Source organism: Amycolatopsis roodepoortensis, from assembly GCF_024628825.1.
In the GTDB taxonomy this organism is placed as follows: domain Bacteria; phylum Actinomycetota; class Actinomycetes; order Mycobacteriales; family Pseudonocardiaceae; genus Amycolatopsis; species Amycolatopsis roodepoortensis.
Window position 1 is genome coordinate 7,232,368 of record NZ_CP102415.1, and the last position, 22,760, is coordinate 7,255,127.

Below are 22,760 nucleotides of genomic sequence, written 5' to 3' on the forward strand. Positions count from 1 at the left end.
CCGGACGGAGCGCCGTGGGAGCCGCCGGAGTTACGGTTGGTGTGCCTCGACATCGATGACACGTTGATCGACTGCACGGCGGCGATCCGGCTCAGCCTGAGCGCGCTCACCGGCCAGAACGACCTTTGGCCGCTGTGGGATCTCATCACCGAAGAGCATGTCGCGCTGGTGGTGGCGGGCGAAATCGATTACGCGACCATGCATCACAAGCGTACTGAATGTTTCCTGGCCGAGATCGGCATTTTGGCCGACGAAGACCAGGTCAAGGGCTTCGAAAGACGTCGTCGTGAAATTCTCACCCGTTCGTGGCAATTGTTCGAAGATGTCCTGCCTTGCCTGGAATGGTTGAGGGCCGCGGGCGTCCTCGTCGCCGCCGTCACGAACGCCTCCGGCGCGCATCAGCGCAAGAAGATCGCCGACCTCGGGCTCGCCCGGTTCTTCGATCACGTGGCCATCGCCGGTGAACTCGGAGTAGCCAAACCCGACCCGGCGATGTTCCACTCGGTCTGCCTCGGCCTCGGCTGCGACCCGGCCCAGGCGGTCCACGTCGGCGACAAGCTCGACACCGACGCCATCGGCGCACGCGACGCCGGCCTGGGCGCCGTCTGGCTCGACCGGGACGGCATCGCCGAGCGCGCCCCGGCGGGGGTGCACACCATCTCCGGCCTCGACGAGCTGCCTGAGCTGCTGGTTTCCGAGTTCGCGAAGCTCGGCGTCCCCGCTCAGCGCGCTATGGAGACCCCCGCTTTCACGGTGCGGAACAGCGTGCTCTAGTATTCTTTCTCGTGCGGCACCGAGCCGGTCAAGATCGGAACGGTACCTCACTGGGGTATGGTGTAATTGGCAGCACGACTGGTTCTGGTCCAGTTAGTCTAGGTTCGAGTCCTGGTACCCCAGCTGGAGAACTCTCCGGAGTGAAACACAGAGTGACCCCCCTGCGAAGGCGGGAAACCCGGTCTGGTAAGTTTCTCCACAGCAACACAGCAGGTGAACAACTGAAAACCTCCTTCTGAAGGAGGAAGTTCCTAGCCCCCGTCGTCTAGCGGCCTAGGACGCCGGCCTCTCACGCCGGTAGCGTGGGTTCGAATCCCATCGGGGGTACGCGCAGCTTCCACCCAAGAAGTCTCGACCGTTGCGGTCGGGACTTTTTGCATTTCGGTGGAGCTCATCACGTCGTTGATCCTTTCTGCGGTTACCGCTGTGTCCGGTAGCTGTTCGACCGGCAGTTTGATGGTAATCGTCACCTGGTCACCCGCACCATGGACCTTCACCGTGAGCTGGGTGATTTCGAAGAGTTGGCGTAGCAGGGCCTGAGGCGCCTTGGCCAGATTGACCTGGAGGTGCGGGAGCCCTTCGAGGCGGTTCAGGTCTGATGAGGTGGGCTTCGTCGGCTGTGTCTTGTCCTCGGCGTCGAGATGAGCGAGCGCGGCCAGTGCCGCGGACTTGTCTTCCTCCAGCTTGTTGTAGTTCTGCCGGAGCGCCTTGGCGAACGGGTCGTCCGGTGCGCCGTCCTGAGCCTGGCGCAGAACGGAGTCTTGCCGACGGGCCACATCTGCCAGTTGACGTTGAAGGCGTTCCCGTTCTGCTCGGCGCTCCTGAGCAGCACTGTCGTCCACAGTGGCCAGATCAGCTTCGATGATGCCTCTCCTGGCTGGACTGAAGAGCCGGTCGGCGTAGAAAGCTGAAACGGCTTCGAGTAGTTCGTCCTCGCGGAGCCGGATAGCTGCCGGGAGACCGGCGTGAGGTCCGGAGGCGCCGCGGTTGTTCTTGCCCGGCCAGCACAGGTAGTAGAAGAGCCGGTTGTGTTTTGCGTCACCAGCCATGCGCCGTCCGCAGCTATGGAAGACCATGCCGCGGAAGAGGTAGGCGCGCTCGGCCCTGGGGTTGGCGTTCGGTTGGGCGTCCGCACGCGACCCTCGCCGAGCTTCGAGGCGGCTGGTGAGCTCGTCGAACATCCACTTCGCGATCAAGGGCTCGTGGACCGGCTTCGGTGACCACACCCACTTGAACGGCTCGTTTACCTTGCCTCGCTTCGACGTGGTGGCGCGTCGGTTGAACACTTGATAGCCCGTGTACTTGGGGTTCTGCAGGATCCCGGCTACGGAGCTCTTGCTCCAGGCGCCGCGGGTGCGAGACTTGCTCGGCGCGGTCGGCGGCGGGTAGCGCTCGAGGTCGGCGTTGAGACGGTCCGCGATGGTGTTGTAGCCGAGACCTTCATGGTATCGCCACAGAGCGATCTGGGTCACAGTCTCGGCGCGTATGCCGTCCGGTTCGAGACGAGACTTGGTCTTGCCCTTCTCGGCTTTCGCGGGGCTCGGGTGAGGGACGACCTTGGCCTTGTAGCCGTACGGCGGCTTGCCGATGTTCCAGCCGTCTCGCACGTGCGTGCACAGCCCGCCCCACGACTGTTCGAGCGTGTTCAGGACCTCGTACTCGGCGATGGACTGATTGATGCGGCGCTGGAGGACGCGCTGAGCGCGGCTGCCGGAGAGCGTGATCGGTTCGTTCGACGCGAACAGCGGAACGTCCGCCCGCTCGAGTTCCCGCTCGACCGACAGGCCCTCGAAGGCCCTGCGCGCCACGCGGCTGATGCCCTCGCAGATCACTACGTCGAACGTTCGTGTGCGGCTCGGCGCCTGTATGAGCAAGTCCGCGATTCCGCCTGCGCGCGGGACAGGGATGTCGAAGCGGTCGTAGTCCGCCCCGCGCCCCCGGTCCCCGAGCTCCATGCGGCCGGATTCGACGTCGTAGAAGTGCGCGACGATAACCCAGGACTCGGGTAACGCCGACTTGCAGTTGGCCAGCTGGCGCAGCATCGATTGGCGCGGGTCTTGCAGGTCTTCGGTGGACGTTCGCCCCAGGAACGCGACGCGTACTTCATCGCGGAGCAAGGCTCCGGGCATGCCCAGTGGCGAAACCGCGTAGTCGGAGAGGCCGGAGGGGCCAGAGACGAAGCGGCCGGGCGCTGGAGGGTTTCCAGCCTCTTGCTCGAAGGTGGTCATGTCGATGTTTCGTCCTCGGAGGTCGCCGAGCCGGGTTGGTGCGCGGCCCAGTGGAGCAACTCGCCGATCAAGGAGTTGAGCTGCCTGCGGAGACGATCGCCTTCGGTGGCGGAAACCATTGCGACGTAAGCAGAATATCGGCGATCGCCAGATTTGAGTGCTTGATCGTAGCACCAAACCGGCTGCTCGAACGACGCTTCGAACGGCTCGCGTGGTGTTGGAAGGTCGAAGTTGCCGGCACTGTCCATGTCGTACCCGCCCCAGTTCTGCCGAGACGTGCTCAGCTGTCGGCGAGACACGTCGCACGAAGGGCGACGAATCCAATGAGATCGACAGAGACATGTACTTGGGTGCTCGGTTCCATTCAGCGCGGATGTCGCGGGTCAACCGGCGTGCGGTCTCGGGCCCACAGTGGGCGATCGAGACCGTGTGAGACCTGGTCTCGATCGGTGAGGGAAGTGACGAGACCTGCCCGGCTTTCGTCTCGAGGGCGTGCTCCAAGTCTCGATTGGAAGCCCGTTACCCGAATGGTCTCGTGCCCAATCCTGTGCAGCGGGTGCCCCGATCGGGTGGTGATCCACTTGCTCCACGGCAGGGGCAAGCATCTGGGCCAGGAAGTGGGCGAGGGGTGGTTTCGAGCCTCGTGGCGATCTTGTCGCCGCTCGAAGGGGCCACCACGATGTCCGCCACCTCCAGCCCGCTTACCGCGCTTCAACGTCAGTTCGCTCACCCGAAGTCGCGCTCGCGATTCGACACCGCTCTGAGTTCCTGGTCAGCGCAAGACCCCGCGCTGGAAGACGTCGGTTCTCACGAGCGGCTTTCGGAAGTCCTCGCCAGCCGTGACTACGCGCGCCACGACGAAGTTCTGTACGCGCTGTTGCAGCGGGCCGCGCTCGCCGGAGCCGAAGGTGTCGTCGCTGGGGAAGTCGTGCTGAACGCCATGTCGCCCGCAGTGCCCCGCGTCGTCGGACGGGTCATCCGGGCGAGCCGGGCGGTGATCGGCACTTTCGGAGCCCGTCGCGGTGTCACCGGAGGCGGAGTCTCGGCGAACGAGGCCAACGCTGATGTCCAGTCCGCGGTCATCGGTCACTTGTGGGAGCAGATTCGCTGTTACCCACTTCGGCGACGGCACCACGTCGCGGCCAACCTGGTCTTCGACACTCAAAGGGCCGCGCTTCGCGCACTCGGTGTCGATATCACTCAAGTCTCCGCCGAGGTCGTGACCATGGACGACGGTGCGGTGTCTCAGCCGCTGGCTGAGATACCGGCTGAGAAGACCGCGTCTGAGGAGTTGCTGGAGCTGCTGGCCTGGGCGGTTGAGCAGCGGTGGCTCGACGAACAGGAAGCGGCGATCCTGACCGCTCGGTACTTCGGAGAGCAGATGGGCCGGGACGGAGTCGCGACCGACCGGCAGCTCGGGACGCTGTTCGGCGTGAGCCAGCCGACGGCGACGCGGCGGCGGAATCGAGCGCTCGGCGCGTTGGCCGAGGCTGGTCGTGAATGGCAGCGCTCCGGCCGCGGATGAATCAAAGGTCGGCGGGGCTGGGCGTGTCTTGAGCACCGCAACCCGCTAGACCTCAGGGAGCTTCCGTGACCGGACCCCATGCCGACCTCGCCCCCGGTGAACTGCTCATTGCCCACGCTCGTGTTCGGGCGAGGGATCTGGGGCGGCGCCTTGAGTCGACGATGGTCGATCGGCAGTTGTACGACGAGCTCCGGCGTTTCCTCGATGAGGTCGGTTTCCCGGCCTGTGACGCCTTCGACGCGCTCGCCGGTTCTGACGATCGAGAGTTGCGCAAACGCCTGCATCAGGTGCTGGGGATCGAGGCGCGGTGAAGAAGCGTCGCGAGGGCCGAATCGCACAGGCGATTCCCGATGCTCAGCTGGAGTCCGTTGTCCACACCGCGGCTCGGCGGATCGGCAGGCTACTTGGGTGGTGCGTGATCGTCGCGAGCCCATTGGCCGTGGTCGTGGGCCTGGTGGTGCTGCGTCCAAACGCACCGTCTGACGTCCCGAGCTCTGAGCGCCTGCTCGAGGCCGGCGAGCCGCAGGGTTGGGCGGAGATGTATGTCCGGTCGTGGCTGTCGGCCAATCGTGACGACTCTGCTGGGTTGGAGACCTTCTACCCGGGCGGGATGAAGTCGACTCGTGCGGTCGGCACACAGATCCCGGTCGACACCAGCACGTTGTCGGTCGTGTCGCAGCGGCCGGGCGCGTGGTCGGTGGTGGTCGCGGCCAACATCTTGGTTCAGCAACCCGACGGCCGGCACCGAGCGAGGCTGCTCTGCGCCGAGGTCAGCCTCGTCGGAGGTACTGGTGGCTATGTCGCAGCGTCGCTTCCGGCGCCAATGGCGTGCCCGCGCACGCTCGATGCGGTCGAACTCGGCTACCCAGAGATCGCAGAGTTGACCGGACCGATCGGTCAATCAGTGCACGGCTTTCTCGTCGCGTACCTCGTCGGCCGAGGGGAGCTGAACCGCTACATCGCGCCAGGGACGAATATCGGCGCGATCGCTCCACCGCTGTACGCCGAGGTCCAGCTGCTGGAGCTGCGTACTCACGAGTCGTTCGAGCCCGGCCAGGCGGCCCGGCCGCTGGACGGAACCGAGGTTCACGCAACCGTTCGAGCCTGGGGATACGACGCACTTGGGCAGGTCACCACGATCGACTACGCCATCACCCTCGCCGCGCGGGCAGGTCGTTGGGAAGTCAACCGGATCGACCCGGCACCGCTGCTCGCCGGGACATCGGCGACGCCCTCGAAACTGCCTGGCGAATAGGAGAAGAGATGTCGACCATCGTACTCGCAGCCGACGTCAAGACCTGGATCGATACCAATCTCGCCTGGGGTGACCAGGCGGTCCGCCGCCTGATCCTGCTCGCGGCCGTCGTGGGTGGCATCGGCCTGCTGATCGGGACACGGGGCAACTTCACCCGCTCGATCAAGTACGGCGTGATCGCCGCGGTCTTCCTCGGTATCCTGCTCAACCTCGATGGCGTCTCGGGCATGTTCGGCGCCTGGTTCACCAAATGACCGCGCAACGCGCGCGCGGGGATGTCCTTATTGGACGGTCGTACACGAGGTCGCGCCGGTTTCCACGGATGTTCGGGCGGATGCCGGGCCGGGACGGTGGATATCTGCCTGGCGGCCCGTACACGCTCACTCAGGGCGTGGTCTTCCTCGTTCTTCTGCTGGTCGTCTGGAAGCTGCCGCTGCTGGACTGGCTCGGCCCGGCGCGCTGGGGCGTGCCGCTGTTCGCGATCGCGGTTCGCCGCGCGCGGATCGAGTCGCGGACACCGGCTAGCTGGCTGATCGGGCTCTTGGCGCATCTGCTCGCGCCATCTTCGGGAATGCTGGCGGGCCGGTCCTATCGGCCGGAGCGGCCGGTGTCGTGCGCGCCGCGGTTCCACCTGCACGCTGTGGACAAGGTTCAATGGCCTGTGGATAACCCTGCGCCCAAGTCGTCCCTGCAGCGGCTGCTCGCCGGAGCCCGGTGATGGAGAACCAGATCCAGGACATCAGCGGCAACCTGGTGTTCTGCGCGGATGCGTCGGTTTGGGCGGTGTGGCGGGCACATCCGAGGGAAAGTGCTCGTTCGACGGGAAAGCAGCTGCATGAGCTCTACAGCCGCACCGTCACGTTGATGAAGTCCTTGCGCGGCGAGGTGATGCTGGCGTCGCTGTGTGAACAGGTCCAGCCGCACGCGATCATTCGGCGCTGTCTCGGCGGTATCGACCTCGACGAGAACCCGCACTGGGCGGAAACGGTGCACAACGCCTGGGACCAGCTCGACGACCTCGACGTGCTAGGCCGCAGCTATTGGATCGCCAAACCCCTCGCCGGCAGTGGCTGGCGCGACGGAGGCCGCACCCTGCTGCGAGCCGCAGGAGCGGCACTGAGCGCGGGACTCGGCCTTCCGCCGCGACCCGCGTCGGCTCAAGCCGTCGTTGAGGCGCAGGACCTGGCACGCGTCATCGAGCACGAGCTCGGTGGCGCGATTCCGCTTCGTCCCGCGACGGAAGCCGAGCTGCTGTGGTGGTTGAGCCGCGCTCCGGTCCGGGGCGTTCGCGAGCCTCAGCTCGAACGCGCGTCGACCGTGCACAACTCCGGCGCGACGCTGTCCCGTGGCCGGAGCCGTGCTCGGCTGGTGACGTTGCGCGGGACCGTGTTCGACGAAGGCGCCCGCAGCGACGAAGGCAAGCGCCTGGGAAACCCGCTGCAGGTCTTGAACAAGCGGTTCCTCAAGTGCGTCACGCCGGACGACGAAGGGCTCATCGAGAGCTATCAGGCCTTTCTCGTGCTCGCGGAGATGCCCCGCGCTTTCAGCTTCCCCGGGCACGAGATCTTGTCGCGGCTGGCGAACATCGGCTTCGGAGTCGACTACGCCCTCCGCATCGCGGCAAAGACGAACGACGAGGCTCGCGCGGCCAACCGGCGCCGCACCCGTGACCTGATGAGCCAGGACGACGAACACGGCGGAGACACCGCGGGCGTCCCTGCCGACGTTCACTCCGCTCAGGAGGAGATCCAGCACAAGAACGCCCGCCTCGGCGCGAGCACCACCGAGATCGAACTCGAGGTCGGCGTCGTCGCGTGCGTGTGGGGTGCCACCGCCGGCGAGTGCGACGCACGGGCCAAAATGTTGCGGCAGATGTTCTTGGGCGGCGAGTACAAGTGGGAGAGGCCGCTCGGTGGACAGAAGCAGCTCTATCAGGCGCTGCTCCCCGGCTATCGGACGCCGCTCGTTGTGCGGGAATGCAGCCAGAACCTCCTCGCCAGCGACTGCGCGATGCTGCTCCCGATGTCGTCCGCCGAGTTCGGCGATCCGAGCGGCGCGTTGTTCGGCATGGTCCTGGACGGCGGCGCGATCACCCCGTTCCTGCTCGACCCGACCTACGGCCCGACCCACGACTCGTCCGGAGGCGTCGCGGTGATCGGCGAACTCGGCTCCGGGAAATCGGTCGTACTGAAGAACATCGCCGCCGTCGTCCGGCTGATGCTCGACGGTCGCGTGATCGCCATAGACCGCACTCGGAGCCGCGAATGGGAGCCGGTCGCGAAAGCGCTCCCGGGCAACTGCCAGGTGGTCGACATCATCGACCCCACGCTCGACAGCGAACGTGCCGCGAACGCCGAACTCCGCCACTCCTGCGATCCCCTGCGGGTCTTCCGCGGCAAGACGAAGTCCAGCACCGGCATCGCCGAGACCTTCTTCGCCTCCTGGCTGGACCTGGAGTCGAACTCGGCCGAACGCGACGCGCTCGGCCGCGCCCTCGACCAGGTCAGCGGCTCGCCGACCGCGTCCAGCAACGGCCTCATCGACGTCCTCACCGACCATGGCGCTGCGGATCCGGCGTCTCGAGGTCTCGCCGACCGACTACGGCGCCTTCGCCGTGACCCGATCACCCGGCCGATCTTCGATCCCGACCTTGAGCCCGTCGACGTGCTCGGTGCCGACATGGTGGTCTTCTGCACCAACGAAGTCCCGCTCCCGAACACCCTGGAGATGAGCAACGAGCGCATGGCCGCCCGTATCCCGCCGCGGAAACTGTTCGGCCGTGCCTTCCATCTGCTGATCGCCGCGATCGCCAAGGAGATCTGCTTCGGAACCCAGCGGTGGGGCCAATTCATCTGCGATGAGGCTTACAACGTCACCGGCACTCCCGAGGGACAGCAGATCGCCTTGGAGTTCGTCCGAGATGGGCGCAAGCACGGCGCAGACGCTGCCTTCGGCTCGCACTCCGAAAGCGACCTCGGTGACGAAGTCCTCCGCGGCCTGATCGCCGTCCGGATGCTTGGCCGGCACCGCGACAGCGGTCTCGCTCGACACGGGCTCGCGTGGCTCGGCGTCGATCCCGCCGACAGCCGGTACCAGGAGATCGTCACCAAAGACCTCTCACCGCTCAATCCCGCGGGCGGCGAAGAAGAACGCCAAGCGCGCGCCGGGGAGTTCCTGGTCCGCGATCACGCCGGACGGGTCGGCAAGGTCAAGATTCTGACTCAGCCCTATCGGACGCTGCCTCAAGCCGTTCTCACTACGCCCACCGTCCGGCGCCCCTGAATCAAACCCGCTGGTACGCGCCATGTCTCGGGCACCACCGGTGCGATCTCGGGAGACGTTCATGACGCTCAACGCGCGTGCCGCGAAACCTCTCGCGTTCGCCACCATCATGCTCGTCCTACTGCTCGGCAACGCCGCACCAGCCACCGCTCAAGTCGTGCCGCTGCCACCGAACGAACCGCGGCCGTGCCAGCCGTACCCGCTGTGTCTCGTCGTTCCTGATCCGCGCGCTCCGCAGCCGACTCCACCGACCTTGGATCGGCCCGATCCGGATGCGCCGACCCTGCCCTTGCAGGACGACCCCGGGCACGCCGCTCACCTCAAGGGCATGTTCACCATCGACGACGGCTACGGCCGCGACCTGCGCAACTACGACCTCTTCGCCAATCTGCCGTGGCTGGTCAGCAATCCCATGCCGACGATCTGGCTCTGGCTGGCGAACATGGGCTTCGCCGTGGGCAAGTACGCGCTCGGCTTCTCCGTCTGGTTCACCGAATGGTCCATGACCGCCGGCGTCGTCGGCTGGATCAAGGCACCCGCACAGGACCTCGAGAAGATCTGGCAGACCACCGTAATCGGAGGCTTGAAACTTCGAGAACTGGCCCTGCTCGTCGCGACCTGCTACCTCGGGCTGCTGTTCATGCGCGGTCTCACCACACGAGCCTGGCGCGAGACCGTGTCCACGATCGCGATCAACGTCCTGGCCATCGCGATCATCACGCACCCCGTCGACTTCCTCGTCGGCGACGGGGGAGTGCTCAGCCTCAGCCGAGAACTCGGCACCGACGTCAGCGCAGTGATCATGGGCAAGCAACCCGGCGGCACCGGAAACCCCGCGGCGCCGATCGGGCAAGCCCTCATCGACAACCTGCTCATCGCGCCCTGGGAGACCCTCAACTACGGGACGCCGGTCTCCGGCAAACAGGGCACCGGCGCCTGCCAGTACTCGATCAAACAGATCCTCGACCAGGGCCCCTGGTCCGGCAAAGACAGCACACCGGCCCGCGAGCTGGCCGGATGCCCTAGCGAGTACGGCAAATACAACGAAGTCGCCGACGGCGACCGCATGCTCGGTGCCTGGCTGTACGCCGTCGCGATGATCCTGTTCGCGATCCTCACCATCTGCCTCAACGCGATCCAGATCCTTGCCCCGTACTTCCTGCTCTTCGAAGGCCTCCTGCTCAGCCTCGCCCTGATCGCAGCCCTGATCCCGCAACTGCAGCACCAGCTGGCCTACCGCATCAGCTCGATCGCCGGAACGATCGCCAAGCTCCTGATGGGCATGTTCTTCATCGCCGTCATGACCGTTCTCCTGCGCTCGCTCATGCTCGCCGACCTCGGCCCGCAACTGGTCAAGTTCGCCGTCATCGACATCGTCGTCTTCTCCGGCTTCCTGTTCCGCAAAAGGCTCATGGCGAACCTGCAGCGGATCCGGTCCAGCGTCAACACCGGTGTCCAGCGACTCGGCAGGCCACGTAGCGGGCCGAAATCCATGCCCTCGCCCATCGTCGAGCCTGGACCGCACCGGATCAGCCGCACGATCAAGACCGGCGCCGGCGCCTTCACCGAAGCCATCGCGCCAGCGAACGACTTGAAGAACCGGCTGGTGACCGCGAGCAAAGTCGGCGGGAAGGCTGGCAGCAAGGCCGTCTCCTTCACCCTGGGTGCCCCGGTGTCCTGGCCTGCCGCCGCCAATCGCGCGCACACCGCCCTCACCACACGGGGCACCGCCGCCAAGGCAGCGCTTGGGCGCAAAGCGGGCGCAGTGAAGGCCTACGCCTCTACCTACGCCGGAAACATCGGCGCCGCCGCAAGCCCGCTGGTGAATGTCGCGACCACCGCGGCGTCGGTTTTCGGTAACCGCCGTTCATCTGGCGAGTCGCCGGTTGCGCCTCAGCCCGCCAGGATTTCGGCCACTCCCGAGTTCACCGGGACCGACCTCGCGGCTCCCGCTCCCGACAGCAGAGCACCGAGAACTCCACGCAGCCAGAGCCCGGAGCCGACACCGCTGCCGCCCGGGATGCTGCCGATCACGCCGACGTGGTCGCAACGCCTGCGTAGCCGGTTGAACGAGCACCGGTCATGAACCCGCTGCTCGCCCTCCACGTCGCCGAGCATGTCCGCAACGAGGTCCGCGAACATCCGAAACGATGGGGCTGCCTCGCTCTCTTTCTCCTGTTCGGGCCTGCCACTGCCTGCGTGCTCGTCGCCGTCCTGATCATCGTCGTCATCGCCGGGGGAGCAGACGGATCAAGCTCGACGCCAGGACACGTGCCCGGCATCCCGGACATCATGCTCACCGCCTACCATCAGGCGGCTCAGCGCATCGGCGGTATCAGGCCCGCCTGTGCCGGGATGCGCTGGACGATCCTCGCAGGCATCGCCGAAGTCGAATCCCGCCACGCGTCCGGCCGGACAATCGCGCCCAACGGGGACATCAGCCCACCGATCCTCGGCCCGCCTCTCGACGGCAGCGGCGTTGGAGGCAACCGCACTCCTATCCGAAATCCCGACGGAACCTTCGCTCGCGCCGTCGGCCCGTTTCAGTTCCTCACGACCACCTGGGCCAGCGTCGAACAAGACGGCAACGACGACGGCGTCCGCAACCCGCACAACGCCTTCGACGCCGCTCTCGGCGCGGCTGCCTATCTCTGCGGAATCGGTCCCCGGGACCTCAAGAACCAAGGGCAACTCCGGGCAGCGCTCCTCCGATACAACGCCAGTCAGGCCTACGTGGCCCAAGTGCTCGCCAACATCGAGCGCTACGACGCGGTTGAACTCCAACCGCCGGTCAACGCCTCTGGAGCAGCGAAGGCGGTCATTGACGCGGCAATGTCACAGCTCGGCGTGCCGTACGCCTGGGGCGGCGGTACGGCTGCCGGGCCGAGCCGCGGGATCCGGGACGGCGGCGTCGCGGACCGGCACGGCGACTACAACAAGATCGGCTTCGACTGCAGCGGTCTCGTCCTCTTCGCTTACGCCAAGGTCGGCATCACCTTGCCACACAACAGCCGAGCACAGTTCGTTTTAGGAACACGTGTGCCGAAGGAAGCTGGGCTGCATTCTCTGTATCCGGGAGACCTAGTTTTCTATAGCCCTGGACTTATCCATCATGTGGGTATCTACGTCGGCGACAAAAAGATGATCAACGCGCCCTATTCGGGCTCCGAAGTTCGAATAGACGAAATTGTTTTGGATGAATATGCAGGCGGTAGTCGCCTAATGCGCTAGCCACTGATTTGCGCTTATCTCACCTTGTGCAGTTTATCGAGGCTGAGGTAGTTACTCGAACCGGCATGCGTCGGCTACTCTGATGCCAACGGTTCGTCGTCCAACTGCTCTAGTAGGTCCTGTGCTGACGTGGAGGTCGGGGCGACGACCTGGTCCCGTGCTAAACGTTGGATATCTTCACGGGCACTGCGCACGGCAGCGACGATCGCGTCTTTGGTGCGGATCGTCGAGCCTGAGGGATCGATGAACTCCTCACGGTCTACCCCGAATGTCAGGCATTCGATGAGGATTTCCAGGGCAGACCAGCGCGGCCAGCCCCGCAGCTCGCGAACTACACGAATAAGTAGTGGAACGGCCGGGACGGCGGCCGGATAGAGGCATCCGGCGTGGTTGTTGCCGATGGCGAACAGCATCCTGTTGTAGGCATCCCGCCCTTCCTTTTGGTTGGAGGCGGCCACCAGGATCCTGAACGCCTCGGGCACGTCGTCGGATCGGTACCATTGCTCGGAGGGCGGCATCGAATAGCCGGGCCAGTCGACCTTGTAGGCAGCCTGAAGGATCTTGCCGCTCGCGGGATCGTGTGACACGTCCTATTGTCACACAGCGCGAATCGAGCCTGCCCACACGACCGCATCTGACGGTTGCCCAAGACTGGCCGCCCAGTGCCGGCTGAAGGTGGCTTGCAGGGCGACAAGACGACAGGGGCCGATCCGGGCGCTACGGGTACCTCAGCCGCTGCTGGAAGTGGGTCGGACCGCAGGGCAAACGCTTGGCAGGCGGCGTCGCCTGCATGAAAACGTGGCCGCACGCGCATGCCTTGTGCATGAGTATTGGGCTGCATGTACATCGAGGCGTTGCGGTCGACCCAGCGGGCGGCCGTTCGTTCGCGATTTTGTTGGCTGGTGACAGAGGTGCTGGTCAGACCACATGGGCACGTCCTGTTCGGAATGCCGACTTGTTCCCCCATGGCCGTCAGGCCATCCAGGGAACCAGCGCGCCGAAGGCGCTCGATCTCCACCACGTGCTCAGCGAGCCCGCGCTGTGGTGGGTGACCACGGCGGTGGTCGCGATCTTGATCGCGGTCTTCGTCCTCCACCGACACTTCCGTTCCCACCACCTCCGCTCCAGAGTCAGTTACGACCTCCTCCCGACCGCCACGTTCGACCCGTCGCTCCAGGGCGTTCTGGCGTTCGCGCACCAGCTCGGCCGGGTGCGCCCGGTGCACGGCTGGGTGCCGAAGGCCGCGGTCGGTGTCCGGGTGCGGTTCAGCACCGATGAGGTGTTCGGGAAGCTGACGATGAGCGTGGAGGGCCGGGAGTCGATCACCGGCGTGATCAACAAGCTGACCTACCCGGAAGTCGAAATCCGCCGCAACGCGGACGACCGAGGAGATGTCTCCCGGGACCACGGACGAGGGCGAAGTGACCTCCGTGCGGGCGGGGGAGCACGATGAACTTCTTGCGAGATCTCCGGGCACGCCGAAGCGAGGAGACTTCTCCTTCGGCTGAGGGAGCGCAGGTACATGTGGCGCGCGCCGAGTTGGTTCTCGCGCGCCCGGCTCACCTCGCGCTCAAGGCGCTGCCGCTCCGGCCGGATGACCCGCTGCAGGCTCTGGCGAACGCGCTCGGCGACGTCCGGCCCGACCTCGGCGAGACGGTCGACGTCTGCCTCGACCTGATTCCGCTGACGCCCGCGAGGATCCGCCACCTCGCTCGTCAGACCGCAAAGCAGGAAGGGACGGTAGCGGGAGCGCTCGTTGAGGCCGCCGTCGAGATCATCGGCGAGTTCGTGCCGACGGCGCACGGGGCTCGCCGGCCTGCGTCGCGAACGATGGCGCCGGTACCGAACAAGTTCGCCACGGACGAGCCGGTCTTCGCGGTCCAGCTGCTGATCCGCTGCCGTTCGGAGATCCCCGGCCGAGCCGAGGCACATCTGCGCAGCGTGATCGGCGCCTTCGACGTCTACCGCGGCGACAACTACTGGCGAGCTCGAGGGCCGCGAGCGCTGGGCTGGCATTTCGGCGCGGACACGGTCCTGATCCGCAGGTTTTTCGACCGGCGCTTCGACACCGGCTTGGCCAAGCCGCGCAGTCGGTCCTATGTGACGGCCAGCGAGATCGCGGCGCTGCTGAAGCCGCCATCCGGTCGTTGCCTGTCGCCGGTGATCGCCCGGAGCCGTGGCTGGGTCATGCCTGCTCCCAGGGAGATCCCGCGGTACAAGCCCGGCGCGGGATTGGTGCGGCTCGGCTATGTCACCGACCTCAACGGCGAGGACCGGCTCGTCGGCGTGCCGGTCCGCGAGTTGCTGTTCTCGGCGCGGTTCGGAAAGGCCGGCTTCGGCAAGACCGAGGAAGCGCTCGCGCAGGCGATTGAGATCGCCCGGCTTGGTGGCGGGGTCTGGTTCCTGGATCCGCATGCTGACGGCTGGAAGCGCGCGAAACCGTACCTTTCGGATCCTGAACTGCGGAATCGGCTGTGGGAGGTCAACCTCGACGTCCGTGGCCGAGACAAGCGGCTGCCCGGCTGGAACCCGCTCAGCATGCAGGGCTTCTCCGAAGAAGACATCGAGGACCGCGTCGACGCCGTCGTCACCTCGTTCGCCACAGCGCTGGGATGGGGAGATTCAGCGCCGAGGGCGAAGTCGATCCTGACCAAGGCGTGCGAGGCGCTCTGCTATCTCGCGATGCGACTGCCCGCCGAATGCGCGCCCACGATCTTCCAGATCCCGACGCTCCTCGACGACGACTCCTGGCGCGACGAGGTCTTGCGCGTCTTGAAGCCGAGCATCCGGCGCTACTGGACGGACTCGTTCACGAAGCTCGCACCGGACGCGACCACGGTCGTCACGAACATCATCAACCGCCTGCGCACCAGCCCGACGTTGTCCGCCTTCCTCGGCTCGTCGGTCACGACGTACAACGTCCGCCGGGCCATGGACACCGGGAAGATCGTCTTCGTTTGCACCACCGGTACCGGCGAGACGAACAAGCTGATCACCTCGTTCATGATCTACGACCTGTTCCGCGCCGGCCGCTCGCGCGCGGACACTCCGGTCGATCAGCGCCGCAGGTGCGACGCCTTCGTCGACGAGCTCGCCGCGGTCGACGGAGCGTCGCGCGGCTACCTCGCCGCGATCCTGGAACAGCTGCGGAAGTACCGCGTCGCGCTGCACGCGATGAACCAGATGCCCGACCGGCTCGCGCCGGAGACCCGCAGGGCGCTGCTGCAGAACCAGTCGCTCCTGATGACCAGCGCCGCGGCGATCGACGGCGCCCGGACGGTGGCCCGTGAGTACGGAGGCCTCGTCCAGCCTGCGACGATCACCGAGCTCGAGCAGTTCCACCACGTGGTCACCGTGACGCTCAGTGGCCAGCGCACCACGCCGTTCAAGATCCGTGGTCTCCACGTGGATGACGAATTCGCCGATCACTTCCACCCCGAGTGGAATGACGACGTCGACCGATGCCTCGACCGGAATCTGACCCGCAGGCCGATCGGCGAGGTCCTCGACGAACTCGAGGACCTCGACGACCGCATCCTTCACGCCTTGCGTGGTAACCAGCCGGCCCCTCGTTCGCGACGCGGGCGGCCTCCCTCCCGCGGGAGCGGCGCAGGCGTCGAGCTGCCGGCACCCGAGTCGACGGTGGAGTGACCGATGCCGCGACTCGACCCCTTCAAGCGCGAGGCCCTCGTAGTCCTCTACTGGCACCGCATGGTGTCTACCGAGCAAGTGCGGCGGTTGATCGCGCCGACGAGGCCGATTCGCACCGTGACAAGGCGCCCGCCATGAGGCTGACGGCGGGGGAGCGGCGTCTGAGGGCCTGCCGGTGGGGCGCGGTCCACAAGCCGGACAACCCGCACTTCACCGCGCTCCCGGCGGTCATCTGTCCCGGACCGCTGTCCGATGAGGAACGCCGGATCTGGCAGCTGGTCGAGAACCTCGCTCGCGAGAACCTGCGCCCCGGCGAACTGGCGGCCGCGCTCGTCCTCGATCGCTGCGCGGTGCTGCTGGGCAAGCTGATCGCACACGGTTACAAGGTCCCCGCCGACGTCTACGCCATCGACGACCCGATCGCCCGGTTCTCCGCCATGGAGCGGATCCGTGGCGCCGACAAGAAATGCGCGGCGCCGTGGTCTCAGGTGTTGTCCCGACTCGGCCTGCAGCTGACCCCGCGGAAGGCGCGCGAGCTGGTGCGCGCGTTCGCCGAGATGCCTCGCGAGATCGCCGAAGAGATGGACGAGGCCAAGATCAGCCTCAACACCCGAATCCGGTTCATCGAGCTCAACCGCGGGCGAGCGCAGGCCGCACAGGACATCTGGGCCGCGGTGAAGAAGACCAACCGGACCCGGCTGCTGAGCTCGGCCTTGACCACTGCGGCCGACCCGACGGTCACTCCCGAGGAAGCTCTTGCCGAAGCAGAGCACCTGCATGAACAAGCAGACAGCGCTCGTGCCGACAAGCTCCGCGCCGACTCACCGGTGACTGCTGACCCGGTTCCGTTGGTGGAACAACGACTTGTCGACAACACCCTCGCCAGCCTTCGCGTACTGGCCGCCGCGCTGGCTCGCGGTGCTCGCCTCTCCGCGCATGATCTGGCATCGCTCCGTCTTCTGACCGATCAGCTCGACGGGAAGGAGTGAATCCCCGTGTCCGTCTTCCTCGGCCTGCCCACCGCCACTGCGCCGGCCGCGCGGTGCGACTGCAGGCGCTGCCCCTGGTACGCGGGCACCGACGCCGAGCCCGGTGCGGTGATCGCGCCACTCTGTTCCGGGTGCAACTCGGACTGCAGCTACTGCGGCTGTGCACGCGCAGAGACCGCGCAGACGGGAACCGCGTGCTCGAGCTGCCCGGTTCGATGCGGTTCCCGAACCGACATCAAGGCGTGGATGGCCGATGTCGGGGAGACCCTCGAATTCGACGACGTCTTCCTCCGCAGCAGCTTGCCCGAAGCCTTGCCCTCCTTCATCCCGCAGGTCGACGGATCCGGCGCCGGCGACCTCGATGCCGTGCTGGGCTGGCCCGCCTACGCCGTCGGGCTTCGCCGCGTGTTCTCTCCGCAGACGCACGCCATCTATCCGCGGTGGGATCAAGAAGTGACGGCCGCCGAGGTCCTAGGCCTCCCGGCCACGACGCTGATCGTCCTCTCGGGGTACGGAGAGGACCCGCTGGTCGAGGCGTTTTGGACCGCACGGCACCGCGATCGGCTGCTCGACCGGCTGGCGAAGCTCGAGTTCGATCTCGTGCTGGCCCCCAACTACTCGATCTACGGCAACTGGCCGCGCGCCGAACACCTGATCAACATGCGCAGGTCGCTGCTGCTCGCGGAGGAATTCGCCCACGCCGGTATGCCGGCCGTCCCGAACCTCTACTGGTTCCGGCTTGAGGACCTACAGCGGTACGCCGCGTGGATCGCCGACACGGCACCGCCCGCCATCGCGATCAACCTCCAGACCGTGCGCGAGAACAAGAACTGGGAAACCTGGGCATTGCCCGGCCTTACCTGGCTCGCGGAGAACATCCCGGACGATCTCCCGGTCATCATCACCGGCCTGTCCCGCCAAGACCGCATCGCCACCGCCGTCGAGCTGTTCGACACCAGGCTGATTCTCGTCAGCCAGAACCCGGCGCAGTACGCGCTCCACGGTGCCGTGATGACCCCGGAAGGGCGCAAGGACCTGCACGCCCGCATCCCGGACGCCTTCGCCAGTTCCGTGCGATACCTGGCTTCGCTCTTGCCCGAAGGAGGCAACTGATGCAGCGGACACTCTGGATTCTGCTCGGCTGGTCATCCGAATACGGGGCTGCCACGACCGTCGTCGCGGTGCTCGGTATCGATCAGGGAGACGACGGTCAGATCGACCGGCACATCGAATGGGTCCCGCGGGAGTATCAACGCTGCCTCACCTGGCGCGAACGCATCGCCTCGACCCCGATGGGTGACCTCCCCGCTCACATGGAGATCTGGGAGAACTCGCTCACCGCACCCGCCGCACGCGTCGACCTCATCCCCTCGGCGCCTGATCTCGCTGCCGCTGTCCAGTTCCAGCTCGACGACCTGCTCGGTAGCGCCGGCTGAGCGAGTCTCCATGGGAACGAATTCCAAAACCAAGCACGCGGCCTACACTGTCGGCCCTTCAGCTTCGGAGGGGCTGCCACTCGAGGACGGTCCGAAGTGGACTGATGTCGAGATCGCCTTGTCGGTCGTCGAAGGCTTCGCCCTCAACGGAGTTGACCCCGAGAACCCCTTCGAGCCGACGACGCTCGACCTGCCCGACGACATCGAAGAACGGTACGCGATGTTCGTGGAGGCGGTCCACGAGGCGCAAGCGGAAATCGCGAAACTCAGCGGTGACCCAACTGAGTTCGAGGATGCCCTGCACACTCAGTGCGAGCTGTTCCTGAACGGAATGACCCAGGACGAGCTCAAGGAGCTCGCGGTAGCGCGCGGATTCAAGCACCCAGGGCTGGTGGGGCTGTCCGAGACTACGGGAAATCCGTTGGTGCATTGGCTCGACCCGTCCTATCCGGACGACGCGATCACAAAGCAGACGATCCAGAGCGTCGCTATCAACCGATTCGTGGCTTTGTGCTCCGGCGAAACAGTCGGTGGCAAGACCCTGGAGCAGTGGCAGCAACTCGACGCGAGCCTGGTCGCTACGCCAAGCCATAGCGTACCTCCGGGATTTACATCCTGGACGCCGACCGCTGCCGAGGTCCAGGCGGCGCAGGAAGCGATCAACTCGGCTGCGGGTGCCGTCGAGGCGGCCAAGGTCAACGGCTCGTGGGCTGATCCCGACCTCGTCGCGGCTCTCATCGCCGCGGAAAACAAGCTGGCGACCGCCCACAACCCCGCGCTGGACGACTTGGAGACGATACGTTCCGCAGCGAAGCATCAAGTCGACCAAGCGTTCACTGACATCGGTCCACATGAACTCTCCGCCGCGATACAAGCTGCGAAGGACCATGACCAGGTCGCGCCTTTCCAGGCCAAGGTACTCAACGCTCACCAGGTTCTGAAGCTGCTGCGTGCGTCGACCGAGAAGCAGGAACGGCTCGACCTCGAGCACCTCGCCGTCGAGCGCGCAGCAACGAAAGTGACGTTCGAAGCCAACATGGCCGAGTTGCAAAGGGCGCTCGGTGCCGGTGACCTGCCCAGCCTCGCCGAACCAGGCGGCATCGCGGCGATGACCAAGTTCCTTGACCACTCGCACCAGGCGGGCGTCGCCTACATGGACATGGGCGGTTGGAAACCGGTCGAGCCGACACTCGCGCACAACGTGACCCTCCAAGTCGCGCACACCGAGATCGCGCCGTGGGCGGACCAACAGGAACTGAAGGACCTGCGGGCCTTCGTCGTGTCCACTGGCCTCCTCTCAACCGATCAAGCCGCAGCTGCGACGAAGTCTCTCTGCAAGTCGATGCTGGTCCACCAAGCCGATGGATCCACCGCAGCGGTCGCGTCGCTGAAGCACAGCTTGCAAGAGAAGGTGGCTCTCAAGAACAGCACGAAGCCATTGCCACCCAAGGCCACGAAGGCGCCGATCTTGGCGGCACCGAGGAGTGCGTTCGGCCGTCAGCACGCCGAGATGCTCTCAGCACTGAAGCAGACCAAAGCCGCTCTCTCGGCCTTGCCGAAATCGGTCGATCCGTCCACTGTCGCGGCTTGGGACTTCGGTGCCGGCAAACCCGCACATCTCGGCGGCACACATCCGAAGACGCTGCACACCGGGCCAGACGGCAAAACCTGGCTCGCGAAAGGAGAAGCGACTCCACGAGGCGGCGCGGTCATCGCAGCTGAGGCCGCTACCTCGCGAGCACTTCACCGTGCAGGTCTGCCTGTGGTCCCCGTATTCGCCACCAAGATCAACGGAAAACCGGCCTCCGTGCAGCCGATGCTCGTCGGCGCGACCGAGATGTCCGGCAACCCCTCCACTTGGTCGCAGACCGACGTCGACGACATCGTCCGCCTGCACGTCGCAAGTTGGGCTCTGGGAAACCACGATCCGCACACCGGCAACGTCCTCCGGACCGGGGAGGGCGGTCTCGTCCCGATCGATCACGGGCAGTCGTTCAAGTTCTACGGCCAGGACAAGCTGTCGATGTCGTTCCGGCCGAACAACACGACGGCCGTCTACCACCAGGCGTACGACGCCTTCAAGGCGGGCAAACTCGCCAAAGGAGTCCGGGTCAACCCCGCGGCCGCCCACTCGATGATCAAGCACCTCGAATCGGTTCCAGACGCGGAGTGGCGCGGATTGCTGCGTTCGGCGGCCTACGCCGGCGCCGCGCAGAAGCAGATGAAGTGGGCTCCGGCGATGCGCGCGAGGGCGGCCAAGCAGCATGGCATCGCCGAAACCTCGGTGACCACGAAACAGGTCGCTGAGGCCTTCCTCGACTACGCGGTCGAGCGCAAGAAGAAGCTGCGCAAGGACTTCGCAGAGTTCTTCCTCGGTGAGCTCAAGCTGGAGAACGCCGCGGCACTTCATCACGCGGGGAAGACCTGATGGGCACCAACTCCAAGACGGCTCACACGAGCTACTCGATCACGCCTTCGACCCCGGCAGCAGCAGAGCCGGAACCTCCTGAGGAGGAGGTCGCCGCTGATGCGTATGCGCCGGCCGAAGCGGACAGCTCCACGGAACCGGGCGCTCAACCGCTGACGCCTATCCCGGATACGCCGGACGTCGGTAAGCCCTTCGGTGAGCCGATTCTGGTGGGCGGGACCGATCTGCACGCATCGAGTGCCACCCTGGTGAGCTATGCCAGCGCCGAAGGTCCTCGCACCGTTCTGCACGCACTCGTGAGCGAGGAGGCAGAAGAGAAACTGCTTGACGCCATCAACGTCACCAAGGAGACGGCGCCTGTCCAGGTCGAGCAGGTCGTCCATGGCCGGCTGCCCGTCGACGAGCAGCACGAACTCGCCGACAAGATCATCGCGGCCGCGAAGAGCGTGAACCACCACATCAAAGCGGGAGATCTCTCCGTCGGGAATCTCCCGTCGACAACGGAACAGAAGATCAGTGACGCGAAGGCGACGATGGCTGCCGCGGCAACGGATATCGGTGACAGTCCGGGACCGGCGGACTCCGCGATGCTCGCGCACTACGCGGCGAAGCTGGCTGACGTCGAGGCAGCGGCCGCCGCAGCGAAGAACGTTGGGCACGTCACCCCGTACCTGCACGAAGGCGTCGCGACCGTCACCGTGACGATGCCTGTGCTCGCGAGCGACCATGGCGATCACCGAGTCGCCGGTTTCCTGCGCGACGCGACCCGGATCAAGCCGACCCTGGACTCCGAGACGGGCCAGGCCAGCTGGAACGGAATGGCGCGGTGGGAGAAGGTCGCCGGCAAGGAGTACGTGATCAACCTCGGCGATGGATTCCAGGCCGTCTACCGGCCTTACAGCGTCAACTCGCCGAAGACGACGGAGTTCTCCTTGCGCGGCAGGCTCGAGGTCATCGCGCCCGCAGGTGAGGGGCACGGGCCGGACGTGGTCAAACGGCTCGGGCAACTCAACCTAGCCAACCGCCCCATGACCCAAGCCGAAGGCGAATACGGCTACCTCGCCGCGAACGTCAAGGCACAGAACCTGACAGGCAAGACCGAGGTGCAGGCAGCCATCGCGACTGGCGATCAGCTCGAGGAGATGACGCGCCAAGAGCTCTTCCATGAGCGTGCTCACCTCGCCGTTGGTCTGGACGACGCTCAGCTCGCGCGGTTTGCCAAGGATATCCAGCTGGACGCGCACACACAGGCACTACCGACGAAGGTGAAGGTTCTGCGCGAAGCCGTAGCGAAGGTGACCGGGCACCAGACCGGGGATGCACTCACCGCCACCGCGGGCTACGACCCGGCTCCCCGGCGGTCCGGCGGCTGGCTGACGTGGAACCGATTCGATGTCGGCAACTCGATGCCGAAGCTGACCACTGCGTTCAAGGGCAAGGCTCTGGTCCACGCCACGTCGGCGTCGGGGCTGAAAGCGATGCTTGCGAACGGTGTGCTCGCCTCCACCGAGCGCCGGACGTTGATGGGGGTGAGCCGCGGTGTCGGCATGAGCGAAGATCAGGACAAGTTCACCGGGGGAGCGAGTTCCGTCTTCCTGCGCGTGCTGGGCACGCCACCGACGCATGATGGCCCGAAGCTGGTGTGGGACCAACCCGAGCGGCTGATGCACCGCGCGGACTACTACGGCGCGAACGCGGACACCTACGGGGCCGTCAATCCCTCCAAGGCCGGCAAGTACGCGTCGTCCACGCGAGATCCCTTCAAGATCGCCGGCTTCTCCAGCCCCGCCAACGAGGTCATGTTCGGTGATGGAATCGATCTGCTGGGCGCTGAAGGACCGTCGAGAATCCTCTGCGACAGCAAGAAGCAGCGGGACGAGATCCACACCATGTTCACGGCCAAAGGCATCACGCATATCGCCGGCAAGCCGATCGACGACGTTCTGAAGGTATGAAAGGAG

At 65.8% G+C, this 22,760-nt stretch carries 19 protein-coding genes, 2 tRNA genes and 1 pseudogene; 19 read left to right on the top strand and 3 right to left on the bottom strand.

Annotated elements, in window-relative coordinates:
• Positions 1 to 39: 39 nt before the first annotated feature.
• The 4 genes from NQK81_RS34695 to NQK81_RS34710 all read left to right on the top strand — a co-directional run bounded on the left by NQK81_RS34695 (position 40) and on the right by NQK81_RS34710 (position 1,685).
• The gene (locus NQK81_RS34695; protein ID WP_257489910.1) at positions 40 to 774 is read left to right on the top strand and encodes an HAD family hydrolase; all 735 of its coding nucleotides are present in this window, start codon (positions 40 to 42) and stop codon (positions 772 to 774) included.
• Between the two features lie 51 nt (positions 775 to 825).
• A tRNA-Gln gene (locus NQK81_RS34700) sits at positions 826 to 897 on the top strand.
• Positions 898 to 1,028: 131 nt separating this feature from the next.
• A tRNA-Glu gene (locus NQK81_RS34705) sits at positions 1,029 to 1,101 on the top strand.
• A gap of 314 nt (positions 1,102 to 1,415) precedes the next feature.
• On the top strand, positions 1,416 to 1,685 hold the full coding sequence (locus NQK81_RS34710) for a hypothetical protein (RefSeq protein WP_257484823.1): 270 nt from the start codon (positions 1,416 to 1,418) through the stop codon (positions 1,683 to 1,685).
• A 297-nt stretch (positions 1,686 to 1,982) separates the two neighbouring features.
• Here NQK81_RS34710 and NQK81_RS34715 read toward each other — a convergent pair.
• A pseudogene (locus tag NQK81_RS34715) lies at positions 1,983 to 3,002 on the bottom strand (recombinase family protein); the annotation flags it as partial.
• Positions 2,999 to 3,250, bottom strand: coding sequence for a hypothetical protein (locus NQK81_RS34720; protein ID WP_257484824.1), 252 nt, complete (start codon positions 3,248 to 3,250; stop codon positions 2,999 to 3,001). The pseudogene NQK81_RS34715 and the gene NQK81_RS34720, both read right to left, overlap by 4 nt.
• Positions 3,251 to 3,681: 431 nt before the next feature.
• On the opposite strand from NQK81_RS34720, the gene NQK81_RS34725 reads away from it, so the two are divergent.
• From NQK81_RS34725 to NQK81_RS34760, 8 genes are all read left to right on the top strand, one after another.
• Entirely contained in the window at positions 3,682 to 4,527 is an 846-nt protein-coding gene (locus NQK81_RS34725) for a helix-turn-helix domain-containing protein (RefSeq protein ID WP_257484825.1), read from the top strand.
• 65 nt (positions 4,528 to 4,592) lie between these two features.
• Entirely contained in the window at positions 4,593 to 4,838 is a 246-nt protein-coding gene (locus NQK81_RS34730) for a hypothetical protein (protein ID WP_257484826.1), read from the top strand.
• On the top strand, positions 4,835 to 5,782 hold the full coding sequence (locus tag NQK81_RS34735) for a conjugal transfer protein (protein WP_257484827.1): 948 nt from the start codon (positions 4,835 to 4,837) through the stop codon (positions 5,780 to 5,782). The genes NQK81_RS34730 and NQK81_RS34735 overlap by 4 nt, the downstream gene beginning before the upstream one ends.
• An 8-nt stretch (positions 5,783 to 5,790) precedes the next feature.
• The gene (locus NQK81_RS34740) at positions 5,791 to 6,036 is read left to right on the top strand and encodes a hypothetical protein (protein ID WP_192742980.1); all 246 of its coding nucleotides are present in this window, start codon (positions 5,791 to 5,793) and stop codon (positions 6,034 to 6,036) included.
• 80 nt (positions 6,037 to 6,116) lie between these two features.
• A complete protein-coding gene (locus tag NQK81_RS34745) occupies positions 6,117 to 6,500 on the top strand; it encodes a hypothetical protein (RefSeq protein WP_257484828.1) in 384 nt (127 codons plus the stop codon).
• A complete protein-coding gene (locus NQK81_RS34750) occupies positions 6,500 to 9,064 on the top strand; it encodes an ATP-binding protein (RefSeq protein WP_257484829.1) in 2,565 nt (854 codons plus the stop codon). The genes NQK81_RS34745 and NQK81_RS34750 overlap by 1 nt, the downstream gene beginning before the upstream one ends.
• Before the next feature lie 61 nt (positions 9,065 to 9,125).
• The gene (locus tag NQK81_RS34755; RefSeq protein ID WP_257484830.1) at positions 9,126 to 11,150 is read left to right on the top strand and encodes a hypothetical protein; all 2,025 of its coding nucleotides are present in this window, start codon (positions 9,126 to 9,128) and stop codon (positions 11,148 to 11,150) included.
• Positions 11,147 to 12,295, top strand: a complete 1,149-nt coding sequence (locus NQK81_RS34760; protein ID WP_257484831.1) for a C40 family peptidase — start codon at positions 11,147 to 11,149, stop codon at positions 12,293 to 12,295. Before NQK81_RS34755 ends, NQK81_RS34760 begins: the two co-directional genes overlap by 4 nt.
• A 74-nt stretch (positions 12,296 to 12,369) precedes the next feature.
• On the opposite strand, the gene NQK81_RS34765 is transcribed toward NQK81_RS34760, so the two are convergent.
• Positions 12,370 to 12,882, bottom strand: a complete 513-nt coding sequence (locus tag NQK81_RS34765; RefSeq protein WP_257484832.1) for a hypothetical protein — start codon at positions 12,880 to 12,882, stop codon at positions 12,370 to 12,372.
• 368 nt (positions 12,883 to 13,250) lie between these two features.
• Between NQK81_RS34765 and NQK81_RS34770 the strand changes: the two genes are divergently transcribed.
• The 7 genes from NQK81_RS34770 (at position 13,251) to NQK81_RS34800 (ending at position 22,754) form a co-directional block, all read left to right on the top strand.
• Positions 13,251 to 13,748 carry a hypothetical protein gene (locus NQK81_RS34770; protein WP_257484833.1) on the top strand — a complete coding sequence of 166 codons (498 nt, stop codon included), beginning with the start codon at positions 13,251 to 13,253 and terminating at the stop codon, positions 13,746 to 13,748.
• Between the two features lie 71 nt (positions 13,749 to 13,819).
• A complete protein-coding gene (locus NQK81_RS34775) occupies positions 13,820 to 15,946 on the top strand; it encodes a type IV secretory system conjugative DNA transfer family protein (RefSeq protein WP_257484834.1) in 2,127 nt (708 codons plus the stop codon).
• A 134-nt stretch (positions 15,947 to 16,080) separates the two neighbouring features.
• Positions 16,081 to 16,935, top strand: coding sequence for a ParB/RepB/Spo0J family partition protein (locus tag NQK81_RS34780; RefSeq protein ID WP_257484835.1), 855 nt, complete (start codon positions 16,081 to 16,083; stop codon positions 16,933 to 16,935).
• A gap of 246 nt (positions 16,936 to 17,181) precedes the next feature.
• Positions 17,182 to 18,048: a DUF4417 domain-containing protein gene (locus NQK81_RS34785; RefSeq protein ID WP_257484836.1), complete on the top strand. Its 867-nt coding sequence runs from the start codon at positions 17,182 to 17,184 to the stop codon at positions 18,046 to 18,048.
• A complete protein-coding gene (locus NQK81_RS34790) occupies positions 18,048 to 18,371 on the top strand; it encodes a hypothetical protein (RefSeq protein ID WP_257484837.1) in 324 nt (107 codons plus the stop codon). Before NQK81_RS34785 ends, NQK81_RS34790 begins: the two co-directional genes overlap by 1 nt.
• A 10-nt stretch (positions 18,372 to 18,381) precedes the next feature.
• Complete coding sequence (locus tag NQK81_RS34795; protein WP_257484838.1) at positions 18,382 to 20,799, top strand: hypothetical protein; 2,418 nt, start codon at positions 18,382 to 18,384, stop codon at positions 20,797 to 20,799.
• Positions 20,799 to 22,754, top strand: a complete 1,956-nt coding sequence (locus tag NQK81_RS34800; RefSeq protein ID WP_257484839.1) for a hypothetical protein — start codon at positions 20,799 to 20,801, stop codon at positions 22,752 to 22,754. Before NQK81_RS34795 ends, NQK81_RS34800 begins: the two co-directional genes overlap by 1 nt.
• Positions 22,755 to 22,760 lie beyond the last annotated feature (6 nt).